Origin of the sequence: Paenibacillus sp. MER 180 (genome assembly GCF_023713665.1) — a bacterium.
GTDB classification, from domain to species: Bacteria; Bacillota; Bacilli; order Paenibacillales; family Paenibacillaceae; genus Paenibacillus_B; species Paenibacillus_B suaedae.
On the sequence record NZ_JAMAVT010000001.1, the window covers coordinates 230,272 to 244,104 of the forward strand.

The window sequence follows — 13,833 nt, forward strand, 5'->3', positions numbered from 1 at the left end:
TCAACAAGAATAGATGGTATGGTGTACTGGAAAAGTAATGTGTACTTCGTGTCACATTACTTTCCTTATTTCTGAGGGAAGCGGGGGGTTCCCATGAATCGGCAACTATTGAATCAAACAAGTGACCTTCTGGCACAGCATCTCCCGCCGATCACCGGCATTCAATTGGCGGCTGGAACGGATGAACATCTGCTGCTCGACATGGCTCGCATGCTGAATGCGTACGATATGCAGCAGCAGGAACGTCAAGTGCTGCTCGGCTGCTACTGGCTGCTTCGTCAGGCACTGCGTACACATCAACATGTCCCGCAGGATGAACAGCTCGCGGGCAAGGCTGTGTTGGACGGTGATTTCCTGCTCAGCCTGTACTATCAATTCGCCGTTCGCCACGGAATGACGCAGCTCATTATAGACTTGGCAACGACGAACAAGCGCATCCAGATTCGCCGTGTCGAGGGCACTGCCTCGGATATGATGCTTCATCAACGAATGGGCCGTTTCGTGTCCACTCATTATAAGCAGGTGGCTTCCTATGGCATCATTTAACGGTACGCTGAGCGATCAGCTGAACATCTCCCTAAGGCGAATTAATCGGGATTTGGAACGCGTTATTCTGCACGATCCGGATGTCCCCTCCCGATCCATTGTCGCGAAGAGCGTGTTGGATCTCATCCGTGCAGGAGGCAAGCGTCTTAGACCTATGATGACAATCGTAGGCAGCCGCTTCGGCACAGACGTGGAATCCGAAGATGTCTACCGACTTGCCTCTGCTGCCGAGCTTATTCATGTAGCGTCACTTATTCACGACGACATCCTGGATCAGTCTGATACGCGCCGAGGCCAGCCAGCGCTGCACTGCAAGACAGGCATTTATGACGCGGTTCACATTGGCAACTACATTATGTGCCGTGTCATCGAATTGCTAACAGCTAGCGGCAAGGATCATGAGCCTTACGCACATGATCTGGCGTCGATTACAACGACGCAGCTGTGTCTAGGTGAATATCAGCAGCTGGAGTTAAAATACAATTTCGACCTGTCGCTTGATGCGTATTGGGAGAAGACGCGCAACAAGACGGCACTCTTGATGGCAACTTGCCTGCAGCTAGGTGCGAAGGCAGCAGGCGCTGATGAACACGTAATCGATCAGTTGTATGCATTCGGCGATCAGCTCGGGATGGCATTCCAAGTCAGAGATGACATTCTCGACTTCACCCAATCTTCGGAATCACTCGGCAAGCCTGCCGGGGTCGATCTGCGGAACGGACATGCAACGCTGCCGGTCATTTTGGCCATGCGTGACGCATCGATCGCAGCGAAAATACATGAGTTGAAGGCAGATTCACCAGATGATGCATTCGATGAAGCCCTTGCGCTTATTCATCGCAGTGGTACATTGGATGAAGCACTTCAAATGAGTCATGAGTTCATGAAGCAGGCTTGGAATATAACGGAGCAGCTGTCTTCTTATCCTGCCCACCGGGATTTGAAGGCATTGTGGCATTATTTCGAAGCCCGCACCTACTAGTAAACTTTTGATCACGAAGCAATATCAGAGGAGTAATTCGGCGTCGAATCTTGCACTCACCCTCGAAGAGCTTATGCTTTCGAAGTATGTTTCCTGTGGAAACATTTCAGGTGCTCATGTAGTTTCGACTACACTGCGCTCCTCCCTAAAAGTTTTGCAGAGCAAAACTCGCTTCGAAAGCGTACGCTTCGGGTTCCTGCAACCTTCTCGGTGCTGAAAAGTTTGCCTCACGTTAAATGGCCGAATCCTTGTTCAAATAAGGGTTTGGCTATTTTTTTAGTATCAATTGTTTACAAATTGTACCGTTTACTCTTTTGTGCGTTAGGGCAAGGTGGTATTATAAATATGTACAGGCTGCTTGTCTGTCACTTACACCATAGATGAAGGAGGTTGAGGTACGACGATGAAGCCTCGCCAATTCGTAATAGAAGCAGTCATGCTGGCGGTCTATGGTCAACTGTCTGTGCCGACGCGTCCAGTCGAATATATAATTCCATACACGACGATACTCGAGCTGTACGAAATGCGTCTGGAAGGTGACCAGGTCATGCCTGATCCCGAGGAAGACGTATATGCCAAGCAGCAAATTGAGGAGCTCATCTCCTACTTCGAGAGCGAGCTGAACAAGAAGAAGATCGAACGTGCACTGACAGCCCCTTGGCGCCACAGTCCACCGCTTATTTTGCAGGGCAACGTATCCTGCATTGTCGTCAATGCGATGGATAACGCCCGCTATGGCGAGACATTTGACCCCGTCGAAACGGAACTTATCCTTACCGCTATACGTGAACAGGCTCCCTTACTTACTGATCAGTTCGAATATGTAGATCGCCTGATTACGAACGAAATCCCGATTCCCATTTACGATATCGATGATTTTGAATATGCAATGGAGCACGAAGAAGTGTCCGGTGATTCCAGTACGAAATAACAAGAAACCTGCCCCTATTGTTAAGGAGGCGGGTTTCTTGTTTTATGTGGCTCTACAATTCGGAGCAAATGGCCACAGCATTTGAGAATATGAAGTGCTTAACCGTCCTGCTCACCTGTTCAACGATTTTCTTCTGAGTATCCGATTCCCCCATACTCCAGGTATCTTCATCCCATTCCCACTTACATACACTTGCTTCTCTCTGCTTTGAAGCGTATTCCAGTTACCATCCAAAACACCCAATTAACAGCATCAAAAAAAGAGTGATGAATACCTCAGTCATGTGGAATAGTAATATTGGAAGAAGCATATTTATTTTTACTTATATTGCTATCTGTGGATGGTTGCTGTAAAACTGCAACAAGTATTATAATTAATTTAGACTCATTATTATACAAATTACTGCAGCAGGATATCGACATCAAAGGAGAGTTGTTATGCCCAATTATGATAAGAAGAAGATAATAGAAAGTGTCCCACAACAAGGGTTTTTTGGACATCCTAAGGGCCTTTTCACCCTCTTTTTCACTGAGTTCTGGGAGCGTTTTTCCTACTATGGGATGAGGGCAATCCTTGTATTTTTTATGTATTATGAGGTGACGCAGGGCGGACTTGGGTTACCGGAAGACATCGCGCTTGCCATCATGTCCATTTATGGATCACTCGTATATATGTCAGGAATCATTGGAGGTTGGTTGGCTGACCGAATATTCGGTACGTCGAAAGCGGTTTTTTATGGCGGAGTCTTGATTATGTGCGGGCATATCGTGCTGGCCATACCGGGAAATACCGCGCTTTTCTTTGTATCTATGATCTTGATTGTATTAGGTACAGGACTGTTGAAACCCAATGTATCCAGTTTAGTGGGAGATATTTATAAGGAAGAGGATATCCGCCGAGATGCGGGCTTCAGTATTTTTTATATGGGGATTAACCTAGGAAGCTTTCTCGCTCCTCTGGTTGTAGGAACAGTTGGGATGAATAATTTCCATCTTGGCTTTGGTCTTGCCGCTGTCGGGATGCTGCTAGGTCTAATTGTTTTCGTAGTAACTCGTCCTAAAAATTTGGGTATTGCCGGTACAGTCGTCGTTAACCCGCTGTCACCTGCCGAGAAGAAAAAGGTATTTACCATTCTTGGTGTAAGCATTATTGTTCTCGCTGCCTTGATTACGATTGCGATACTATTAGGCGCACTTACGTTTGACACCTTTATCAAACTTGTTGGCGTGTTGGGAATAATGATTCCAACCTTGTATTTTGTCGTGATGTACCGCAGTCCGAAAACAACACCCGTTGAGCGTTCCCGAATCATTGCGTACATTCCTTTGTTTATTGCTGCGATTATGTTCTGGGCCATTCAGGAGCAAGGATCTACGATTCTGGCTAACTATGCGGACAAGCGTACCCAATTGGACTTCGCGGGTATTCATCTTTCACCGGCTTGGTTTCAATCGTTGAATCCACTATTTATCATCCTATTCGCACCTGTATTTGCGTGGCTGTGGGTTAAGCTCGGCAATCGCCAACCGACTGTACCGCAGAAGTTCTCTCTGGGCTTGCTGTTTGCTGGTTTGTCCTTTTTGATTATTTTACTGCCGGCTTACTTTGGCGGTGCTGGTTCGCTCGTTAACCCATTGTGGCTCGTCCTCAGCTACTTCGTCGTTGTACTCGGAGAGTTGTGCTTGTCGCCAGTTGGCCTCTCGGCTACCACGAAGCTTGCACCTGCGGCCTTCTCGGCTCAGACCATGAGCTTATGGTTCCTGTCCAACGCCGCTGCTCAAGCCATTAACGCACAGATTGTGAAGTTCTATACGCCCGAAACTGAGATGCTATACTTCGGAGTTATTGGTGGGGTGGCCCTCGTGCTGAGTCTGGTGCTTTATTTGCTGTCTCCTAAGATTCAGGGCTACATGAAAGGTGTAAAGTAAGCAGAGCAGCTCCACTGTCACTATCGTGTAACTAGTCATTACGAATGCCAAATAAGTAAGCGCTGCTAGCTAGTACGAAGAAGTATTTAGTTATATACCGATAAAAAAGTTGAACCCGCCTTCATTCATGAGGCGGGTTTTTTGTAGTAAATGTAGGATCGAACCAGTGTATCCTTCTTCAGTAGGACATTACAAAACCATCCTTACGAAAGACTATATTCAGAGAAGATGCTGATCTCTCGATCAATTTAGTAGGGTTGCTCAGCTTATATTAAGAGTAGGAATATGTAAGCTCATACATCATCGGGCATTAATTTAGCCGAGATAAGTTTTGGTTTTGTAAACCACCATCGACTTTCATACATAATAAAATAGTTTTTATTCACCTTCAACGTGTGAACAATTTCATCAGTACTGTCTATTACAATTCGCTCTTCTTCCCTATTTATAAATACTAGTGATTTCTTATTTTGATCTATTTCGATAAGAGTTGCAACAGCGCCTGTTGTGTCTGTGCTCAGTAAAAATGGCATTATAACAAAAAGGAAAAAGCACAGAACAAATAATACAAAAAAATTCCTTCTGATAAAATAACCTCCTAAATATTTACAATATACATTATACTAAAAAATCGGCATACACAATTTTACAAATTAGGAGGGGTTTTATTGAAATTCTTATCGCGTCAATATGTTTTATCAGTTGTTGCAACAGTCCTTTTGTTCAGTTCATTTTTTTCGTCGAATGTAAAAGCACAATCACAAGTAGAAGCACTTAAAACATTTACGCTCAACAATGTTAGTGTTCAACAATTTGAGGATGGGTATATCAAAGGAATTACTGCGCCTCAAGAGCTATCTGTAGATCAAAAAGACGCAATTCTCAAACTTTTAAATTTCACTGATGAAGATATTATTGATTTGCCTGATTCATTAAAAAATCAACTCCTCAAAGAAGGCGGCGTTAAAGTTAAATAACATATCTTTGGACACACGCCTGTTGATTATCCAATAAAATACAATTTTAAAATAGCAAAAAGGCCGCTCATTCGGTAAAATGTTTGTACCCCTACAAACTTCCGAAACGAGGCGACCTCATGAAAAAGTTCTACCATGTTGCAGTCATTACTTCAATCCGTACTGTCCGAAGAAGAAGTCATGAAGGTAGCTTAATTGGTAGGATACCATGAGACAGCTCGTAAATTTTCGGTCTACACCCTACTACAATACTGGACACAAGCTGCTTTTGAACAATGGAATGGCTTTCGAGACGGTGCTAACCGTGCCATTACCTGTGGACTTACCCAAGTCGATTATTCGACTTTTTCAAAGAAAGCTAAGGCTGTTCCTTTCGCGATGTTCAAAAGATTATTTCATCTTGTGCTTCAAAAATGCAATCGGCGGGCTAAACGTCAATTGAAGCTCCCAAAGGAATTATTGCTTATCGATTCAACTACGGTCACCGTTGGTAAGACTCGTCTGCCTTGGGCTCCATTTCATGGAGAACGAGCTGGGATTAAGCTGCACATTGCCTTCCACACTGCCAGTGGTCAGCCACAGAATGTGATAGAGACAGTTGGCTCCCGTCATGATGGGCCTGTTGGCGAGGAACTTGCGGATTCGGCATATATTATCGTGCAAGATCGTGCGTACGGAAAAATCGAACGATTTGATCGCTATAAAACGGAAGGTCAATCCTTTGTCATTCGACTGAAAGAGAATGTACAGATCGTATTTCCACATTCCTTGCGTCGTCAGAAAACAAACGATTCCTCTGTTACCAAAGACATCACTTGTTTACTCGGAACAACTCAATGTCGATCCCAAGAGCGGCATAGAGTCGTTATGTTTCAAGATGGGCATGGACATGAAATTCGGGTAGTTAAGGATCTAAGAACGATCTCTGCAGAACAAATCGCTGGCAGATCGAGCTTTTCTTTCGTTGGATAAAGCAGCATCTGAACGTTCCAACTTTATTTGGTACGACGGAAAATGCGGTATATGGACAGCTTTATTCGGCATTGATTGTCTATGTGTTATTGAAATTTCTCTATGATACAGGCAGTTCAGTGGTGCCACGTCATGCCACCCTTGCTTTTGCGAAGTTTTCGCGAATTTTACTACATGACCAACTGCCTGAGATTTGGCTTGTTAAGCTTTCACTTTTTAGGGAGAAGTCTGCCCATTTCTATACAGCATTATAAACAAGAACTTGTATCAATACGATTGTCATAAAAGAGACAGCACCAACAATTTTAGCAGGATGTGTAAGCTTGTAATTATGGAAAGGAGCAATTCGATTGGCAATGAACCCAAACAAAAGAGTGCCTACAAACAAAAATAAGCTGCTTAGTATCATATGATTCATTGAATTCGCAATGCTAAGTGTATGATTGATAAACAGAACCCACAGGTAACCAAGAAAAGCATGGATAACGATCGAAAGCATTCCTTCTTTGATATTCATACACACCTCTCCTTTTTGACTATATCAATTTGTTTACCTAGAACAAGTAAAAGCAGATGATCTACATCTGCTTTTACTTGCTCCAATACTACTTACAAAATTGATGCATGAAGGGTTACTACTCCTCAACAGGACATCTGGTATTCCATCGTCCCTCTGCACAAATTTTGTATGGTGGAACATAACACCCTATCACAGTAGCTCCAGCACAAATAATTCTTCCAAAAGGAATTTTATCAGCAAACACACAAGCTCCGCCAACAATTGCTGCACATGTACCTTCATAAGTATCTCCGTATTCCTCGTATCTTGTACAAGTCCAACAATAACGATCTACCAAAGTTACATCACTATCATATGATTTTTTTAGTTTTTCAGCTTTATCTGTTAATGACGTAAGGTAACTTCTCAAATTTTCATTTTCGTTAACTTGGTAAGAAGCTTGAATATCACCTGCATGATCCCTTACATATATTTTTCCGTCTGAATACGATTTGCTATAATCGATGATCAGAGTATCAACTTGCTTTTTCTTTACATCATAAGTGAAAGTCAATAGAGAAGCCAATTGAATCGTTTCTTGCACATCATAACCATACTCAAATTCAAATTGAGCAATATATCCGTAAGGCTTATTATTCTCATTTCTAAGATAGTTCACTAATTTCGGTTCACTTTTAATTAAGTCATTTTTGTATTTTACATAATTGTTATCATTCGTTACCATTTGCAAAAAATCTTCTTTACTTAGTAATTCATCACTCGCAATCGCAAATGAATCTGCACTGATAAAGAAACTGCTTAGCACAAACACAGTTAGTAACATTACGATCGTTGTTTTAGTTATGTTTTTCAAATAAAGTCTCCTCCATTATTTTATGATCGTTCAATCTATTTATATACCTTGTTGTCATAAATTTAAGAATAGGAAACTGAAAAAAAATTCTCTCGTTATTTTTCCGAATCATTATCAAGTCTAAAAGCTAATAGCTTGAATGTCATACATGAATTTATAAAATCTAGATTTTTGTGTTAATAGTGATAATTTGGAAAGTGTTTGTTTTCAAGTAAAAATTCATGGGGAAAAAAATTATGGATTATTTCTGGAGAGTTATTACTGGCACAGAATTTGAGTTTTTGAATTCAATCATAAGTTCATCCAGTATCCCCCTTTCTATGACACTAGTAATGAGATGCAAAAATATAAATTATGTTAATATATTGAGCCTATTAATAACATGACATATTTTAACTCATATGTCAATTTCAATGAAACAACTTCTTAATATAAGTGATAAACGCTTCAAAAACCATAAAGTCGGGACTATCAATAAATAAAAAAGGACCCGTTTCAAGGCCCTCCTCTATTTATCCTATTTAGTGCAAGAAAAAATCAGCCATCGTACAGAACAGAATGGTCATGCTGATGACTTGATTCAAGTTGTACGACGCGACATTCATCCGTTTGCGGCTGGATGGCTTGATGATGTTGTGTTCCAGCATCAGCAATATGACCGCGATACCGATGCCGATTAAGTAAACGGTGCCTAATCCGCGAATGACATACAGTACGAGCAGCAGCACGACCATGATCGTATGCAATGAACGCGCGATGAAGAGCGAATCTTCATAGCCAAAGATGCTCGGCACCGACCATAATCCGGTCTTGCGGTCGAACTCAATATCCTGCGTCGCATAAATGATATCGAATCCCGCAATCCACAACATGACGATTGTGCCCAAAATAAACGGCGTCACGGCGAACTTCCCAGTCACGGCGAACCAAGCACCAATAGGAGCTGATGCAATCGTAAAGCCCAAGTACAGGTGGCACAGCCAGGTGAACCGCTTCGTAAACGAGTACGAGCAGATAAGTACAATCGCCACAGGCGACAGCCATAGGCAGAGTGAGTTCAGCATCCCAGCCGCTGCGATAAAGATCGCAAAGTTGATGATGACGAACAGCGTCACTTCACGCCCATGCAGCAGCTTCTGCGGCATATGCCTATGCGCCGTGCGCGGATTCGCTGCATCGAATGGCAGATCGGCCAAGCGATTGAACGCATTCGCTCCGTTGCGGGCTGCTACGAGCGCAATGAGCGACCAGAGCATGACATGGAAGGAGGGAACCCCTCCTGCTGCCCATACCATCGAGATGATGGCGAACGGCAGTGAGAACAGCGTATGGGAGAACATAACCAGTTCTCCGAACATGCGCGTTTTGCGAATAACCTTTTGAATAATAACCATAGCTTACATACACCCCATGAGTGTTCAAATATCTATATCTATTGTCCTTAACAGGCACAATTCCAACCTGCTAGATGCGATCATGTTGCCCTGCTATGAGCTCTCTATTCAACAGAGTCAAATGGACGTTTCCGAATCGAGGCGAAGCAGCCTATTGAACCGCCTCCGCCAATACTGCATCCAGTTCCTTCAGCATCCCCTCAATATCTTGCTCGTTCATCACGAGCGGCGGCTGGAAGGCTAGCACGTTGCGGCCAATGCCGTTTTTCCCAATAATATAGCCGCGATCCTTCATCGCTTCCAATACGTGATCCGTAAGTGCCGCGCTATCTTGTTCGTCTGTACCGTGCAGCTCCGCACCAAGCATCATGCCCTTGCCGCGTACATCAACGAGTACCGCATGCTTCGCCTGCAGTGCCTGCAAGCCTGACTTCAACTGATTCCCGAGCCGTTCTGCACGGCCTACCAAGTCTTCCTGCTCAATATAATCGAGTACAGCCAGCGCAGTAACAGAAGATACCGGATTACCGCCAAATGTCGATGCCGACGCACGGTTGAAGCTTGCCGCGATCTCATCTGTTGTCGCAAATGCACCGATTGGCACACCGTTGCCTAGTGCTTTTGCCATCGAAATAATATCTGGCACAACGCCGTAATGCTCCATGGCAAATATACGGCCTGTACGACCGAAGCCGGTTTGGATCTCGTCGGCTATCATCAATACGCCATGCTCCTCAAGAAGCGCCTTCACCTCGCGGAAATACCAATCTGGCGGTGCAATCATGCCTCCATTGCCTTGAATCGGTTCCACGAGCATCGCTGCAAATGTATCTCCCTTCTCCTCCAGCACCTGCTTCAGCGCCTCAATCGAGCGGCGTGCCGCCGTCTCATCGTCTGTCTCTGGATCGTATGGACGCGGGATGAAGGTCACTCCGCTGTCCAAATAATCATCAGCACGCCACATCGGGATGCCCGTTACGCCCATCGTCAGGAATGTGCGCCCGTGCAGGCCATACTCCAGCGCAATGAAATTGCGGCGCTTCGTATGAAGTCTGGCAAGCAGCATCGCACCCTCATTCGCTTCCGAGCCGCTGTTGCAGAAGAAGGTACGCTTCAGATCACCCGGCAGGATGCCGTTCGCGAGCCGCTCCGCCAAATCGACCATCGGCTGCGTCAAGTAAATCGTTGTCGTATGCTGCAGCGTCTCCAGCTGCTTGATCGTCGCTCCCGTAATCGCTGGATTGCAGTGACCGCTCGCCACGACTGATACCCCTGCGAAGAAATCAGTATATTGTGTGCCCTTCTCGTCGTACAAATACTGCATCGAGCCGCGTACAATTTGCGGTGGATTGCGATAGAAGTGATGCGTGCACGGGAAGAAATATTGCTTCCGCTTCTCTATGATACCTTCTGGTCCGATATAGGTCGTTTGCTCCTTGCTCACGTCATTGCCACCCTTTCTCTTCTTGAACTGGAGAAACGGCAGACTGTAACTTGGCCATTCAAGTCAAGCCCTGCCGCTTCTTGTTCTCTCTACTCCATTACTGCCTTTATTCTCTTATTTATCCATCATTACTTTATCTCTATTCATGATATCATGCGTACTTCCAACTCATCCGTTCATCCGAGATTAGGAAAGAGAAGAAGCGCATTTTCTACCACAGGTACAGAACCGATATAGAAAAACTATTTAGGACACCGTAATAGCAAAATAAGAAGCCTAAGCCCGCCGCTATAGATCTATTAAGAATGCAAACTAAGCATGAACTGGCTGCAAATCAATCGACAGCGCTTCGCCGAATTGCAGAGACCCTAGTGTGTAGCCTGCATATTCCGGCTTCATGCCGGCATACAATTCACCACAGAGCGACAAGTCCTGCAGCGCTGTACGGTACGTGCCTACGATGCTGCGCAGCTGCTCAGTTGTGTACGACTTGCCCTCGATACGGAAGTGGTTCACGCCCGCTTCATGCAGTTCCTTCAAGAACGGCAAGTAACACAGTTCTTTGGCCAATGCCAAGTGGTTGCGTCCGCTCCAATCGCGGTACACCGGATTCTCGCCCTTGTCTGTCATCAGCACCAGGTGCTGATTGTCGACGTACTTGTTGTCCTCCTGCATGATCGGCTCTATCGCGACTGTATTTTCATACAGATCCAATTCCAGATACATGGCGATTGGCGAGCCGTGAACGATCATCTCGACCGGCACCTTCTCCGTCTCTTGCAGCAGATTCGCTAGGTCGTTCAGCGGAAGCTCTAGAGACGCATGTACGCGCTCCAAACCGAAGTGTTCATGGTACAGCTTCGCCGACATATGATTATATACGTTTAGATTGAAATCGCCAACCATCGGTAGAGCGATGTCACGGAACTTATGCATAGCTCCGATATTGGTGACGAGCAAACCATCAAGCCCATATTGCCCGCCCCGCAGGAAGTGATTGTATTGCTCCATGTGCAGTTCATTCATCATGCGCGGCATACCAAGAATGATTTGCGAAGAGCCCTTCATCTCAACCAGCATCTCAATATCATGGCGTGTGAATGGCATATCTGGCTGGAATACGTCTCCTGTCAAATAGACAATGTCTGCACCCGCTTCGAGCACCGTCTTCGCCTGCTCCACATTGTTGACATGTACAGACAATTGCGGCTGCTTCATCTTCTCCGGCTGTCGAACTCCCGCCAAGGCATCACGAACCTGTTCCAGTCGCTCTGGCTTCACTTCACGCTCAGCTGTTGGTGTACTGAATACTTTACCTGTGCTATAAAATTTCCCCGTTCCTTCATAGCGCGTGTTGATATAGTCAAGTCCTGGCTTGCCGAACGCGTAGGCTGTCGAGAAGTCGCGCTTGCGGTTCTCATACAGCGTGTCGCTGTTCTCCTTCCGATCGTAGCCAAGCGGATCCGCAATGTAGCGATCGATTGCATCGCCATAGCTGTTGACAATCATCTTCAGGAACTCCAAATCCCGCATCCGTCCCTCTAGCTTGAATGAAGTAATGCCCGACTTGATCAGCTCTGGAATATGCTCATACATGTACATATCCTTCGCCGCAAGCGGATATTCCGTTGGATATACATTGCCGTCCTTCTTCACCCGGTAATCCCAGCGGCATGGCTTCATGCAGCGTCCACGATTCGCACTATTGCCATACAACATCGAGCTGTAGAAGCAGTTGGCTCCGTGTACCGTACACATATCCCCATGGACGAAATATTCAAATTCCATGCCTGTCTTCGCTTGCAGCAGCTCCGCAGTATGCAGATCCATTTCACGGGACGCGACAACACGTGTAACGCCCATTTCCTTCAATGCCTCGATCATTTCTAAGTTGTGCACATTCATCATGACAGAGGAATGAACGGGTACATTCGATAAATTCATTTCTTGGATGAGTGGGAATACGGCCAAATCTTGTGCAATAATCGCGTCTGGACCTACTTCGTTCAAGAACGTCAGGTAACGCTTCGCTTCGTCCAAATCGCCTTCATTGAGCAAGTTGTTCACAGTAATATAGGCGCGCTTGCCGCGTTCATGCGCCATGTTCACGGCTTCACGTACTTCTTCATAGCTAAGATTGTAGCCCTTGCGCATCATCCGCATGTTCAGAGACGGTCCCCCGAAGTATACAGCGTCGCAGTTCATATCAATGACAGCTTTGAAGATGTCAAACGTTCCGGCAGGTGCCAACAATTCAATTTCTTTCCCATTAAAATATCTAGCCACAGTCGCTCTCCCCCAAGTCCATTCGTTTCAAGTAGTAGTCACTTCTAAGGTATCGCCTTGCGTTCTTTCGAATAACCAAATATTTATATTCTAAATATAACATATTTAAACTGTTATTGTGACAATTTTCACAATATATACAATAAATACGCGCAATCCGCTGCCGCTCCTCTCTTTCTTAGAGGAAAGCAACGGATTGCGCACCGATCTACCATAGTAGAATAAGCACTAACATTCCAATAAATAACGCCATGAACCAGGTATCAGCCTGCTTCCATTTCAATTGACGCAGCGACGTACGCGGTGCATTCAGTACATAGCCACGCGCCTCCATCGCCTGTACCAGTTCCTCCGCACGGCGGAAGGCACTCACGATGACTGGCACCATTAGTGTCATAACCAGCTTGCCCTTCTGCGTGAAGGACAAATCCGCGTAATCCGCTCCACGCGAAGCCTGCGCCTTCATTACCTTCTCCGCTTCCTCGAATATGGTTGGAATGAAGCGCAGCGATATCCCTATCATCATCGACCAGCGCTGCGGAGAGCCTCCTACGAATCGAATTGGCTTGAGCACGCGCTCAAGTCCTAAATTCAGCTCAACCGGAGCTGTCGTGAACGTTAATATCGCAGTCAGTGTCACGAGCAGTGCCATTCTCCATACGGCATATGCCCCATAAGTTACGCCGCCTGTCGTAATCTTCAAGCCGCCTACTTGGACAAGTGCACTGCCGCTTGAATCAAATAGAAGATAGAAAATAAACATGAAGGCCATAATGAGCCACAGCGGCCGGGAGGCGCGGAAGTAGCGGTACAGCGAGATACGCGAGCTTATCATCATGAGCAGCGCGAACACCGTAAGCGCCGCAAGCTCAGCGAACTGCTCTGCAAGAATGACCGCGATTAGATAGATGACCATCGCAGTCAGCTTGGCGCGCGGATCAAGACGATGAATCCATGAATCGGCTGCCACGTAGCGGCCGAGCATCATTTTCGCCTGCAT

At 45.6% G+C, this 13,833-nt stretch carries 13 protein-coding genes; 7 read left to right on the forward strand and 6 right to left on the reverse strand.

The window, feature by feature from the left end; translation table 11 throughout:
- Window positions 1–93 precede the first annotated feature (93 nt).
- The 7 genes from M3661_RS00930 to M3661_RS30655 all read left to right on the forward strand — a co-directional run bounded on the left by M3661_RS00930 (window position 94) and on the right by M3661_RS30655 (window position 6,590).
- Window positions 94–546 (forward strand): hypothetical protein, encoded by a 453-nt coding sequence (locus tag M3661_RS00930; RefSeq protein WP_021257251.1) that lies wholly within the window; start codon window positions 94–96, stop codon window positions 544–546.
- The gene (locus M3661_RS00935) at window positions 533–1,528 is read left to right on the forward strand and encodes a polyprenyl synthetase family protein (protein ID WP_251481368.1); all 996 of its coding nucleotides are present in this window, start codon (window positions 533–535) and stop codon (window positions 1,526–1,528) included. Before M3661_RS00930 ends, M3661_RS00935 begins: the two co-directional genes overlap by 14 nt.
- A gap of 403 nt (window positions 1,529–1,931) precedes the next feature.
- Window positions 1,932–2,459 (forward strand): hypothetical protein, encoded by a 528-nt coding sequence (locus M3661_RS00940; protein WP_021257253.1) that lies wholly within the window; start codon window positions 1,932–1,934, stop codon window positions 2,457–2,459.
- A gap of 437 nt (window positions 2,460–2,896) precedes the next feature.
- Window positions 2,897–4,387 carry a peptide MFS transporter gene (locus tag M3661_RS00945; RefSeq protein WP_251481370.1) on the forward strand — a complete coding sequence of 497 codons (1,491 nt, stop codon included), beginning with the start codon at window positions 2,897–2,899 and terminating at the stop codon, window positions 4,385–4,387.
- 668 nt (window positions 4,388–5,055) lie between these two features.
- Window positions 5,056–5,364, forward strand: a complete 309-nt coding sequence (locus M3661_RS00950; protein WP_251481373.1) for a hypothetical protein — start codon at window positions 5,056–5,058, stop codon at window positions 5,362–5,364.
- Window positions 5,365–5,559: 195 nt separating this feature from the next.
- Window positions 5,560–6,336, forward strand: a complete 777-nt coding sequence (locus tag M3661_RS00955) for an IS4 family transposase (RefSeq protein ID WP_251481377.1) — start codon at window positions 5,560–5,562, stop codon at window positions 6,334–6,336.
- 8 nt (window positions 6,337–6,344) lie between these two features.
- Window positions 6,345–6,590, forward strand: a complete 246-nt coding sequence (locus M3661_RS30655; RefSeq protein WP_397376483.1) for a hypothetical protein — start codon at window positions 6,345–6,347, stop codon at window positions 6,588–6,590.
- Here M3661_RS30655 and M3661_RS00965 read toward each other — a convergent pair.
- The 6 genes from M3661_RS00965 to M3661_RS00990 all read right to left on the reverse strand — a co-directional run bounded on the left by M3661_RS00965 (window position 6,575) and on the right by M3661_RS00990 (window position 13,833).
- Window positions 6,575–6,853 carry a hypothetical protein gene (locus tag M3661_RS00965; RefSeq protein WP_090514464.1) on the reverse strand — a complete coding sequence of 93 codons (279 nt, stop codon included), beginning with the start codon at window positions 6,851–6,853 and terminating at the stop codon, window positions 6,575–6,577. The two genes, M3661_RS30655 and M3661_RS00965, sit on opposite strands and share 16 nt — an antisense overlap.
- Before the next feature lie 118 nt (window positions 6,854–6,971).
- Window positions 6,972–7,709 carry a hypothetical protein gene (locus M3661_RS00970; protein ID WP_251481380.1) on the reverse strand — a complete coding sequence of 246 codons (738 nt, stop codon included), beginning with the start codon at window positions 7,707–7,709 and terminating at the stop codon, window positions 6,972–6,974.
- Window positions 7,710–8,230: 521 nt separating this feature from the next.
- Entirely contained in the window at window positions 8,231–9,103 is an 873-nt protein-coding gene (locus M3661_RS00975) for a UbiA-like polyprenyltransferase (RefSeq protein WP_251481382.1), read from the reverse strand.
- 151 nt (window positions 9,104–9,254) lie between these two features.
- Complete coding sequence (locus M3661_RS00980; RefSeq protein WP_251481384.1) at window positions 9,255–10,547, reverse strand: aspartate aminotransferase family protein; 1,293 nt, start codon at window positions 10,545–10,547, stop codon at window positions 9,255–9,257.
- 312 nt (window positions 10,548–10,859) lie between these two features.
- Entirely contained in the window at window positions 10,860–12,833 is a 1,974-nt protein-coding gene (locus M3661_RS00985) for a peptidase U32 family protein (RefSeq protein ID WP_251481386.1), read from the reverse strand.
- Window positions 12,834–13,041: 208 nt separating this feature from the next.
- Entirely contained in the window at window positions 13,042–13,833 is a 792-nt protein-coding gene (locus M3661_RS00990; RefSeq protein ID WP_251481388.1) for an energy-coupling factor transporter transmembrane component T family protein, read from the reverse strand.

Bases quoted from the DNA above. Each gene is read 5' to 3' on its own strand.
- M3661_RS00930 (WP_021257251.1), top strand. From the start codon at position 94: ATGAATCGGCAACTATTGAATCAAACAAGTGACCTTCTGGCACAGCAT.
- M3661_RS00935 (WP_251481368.1), top strand. From the start codon at position 533: ATGGCATCATTTAACGGTACGCTGAGCGATCAGCTGAACATCTCCCTA.
- M3661_RS00940 (WP_021257253.1), top strand. From the start codon at position 1,932: ATGAAGCCTCGCCAATTCGTAATAGAAGCAGTCATGCTGGCGGTCTAT.
- M3661_RS00945 (WP_251481370.1), top strand. From the start codon at position 2,897: ATGCCCAATTATGATAAGAAGAAGATAATAGAAAGTGTCCCACAACAA.
- M3661_RS00965 (WP_090514464.1), bottom strand. From the start codon at position 6,853: ATGAATATCAAAGAAGGAATGCTTTCGATCGTTATCCATGCTTTTCTT.
- M3661_RS00975 (WP_251481382.1), bottom strand. From the start codon at position 9,103: ATGGTTATTATTCAAAAGGTTATTCGCAAAACGCGCATGTTCGGAGAA.
- M3661_RS00990 (WP_251481388.1), bottom strand. From the start codon at position 13,833: ATGCAGGCGAAAATGATGCTCGGCCGCTACGTGGCAGCCGATTCATGG.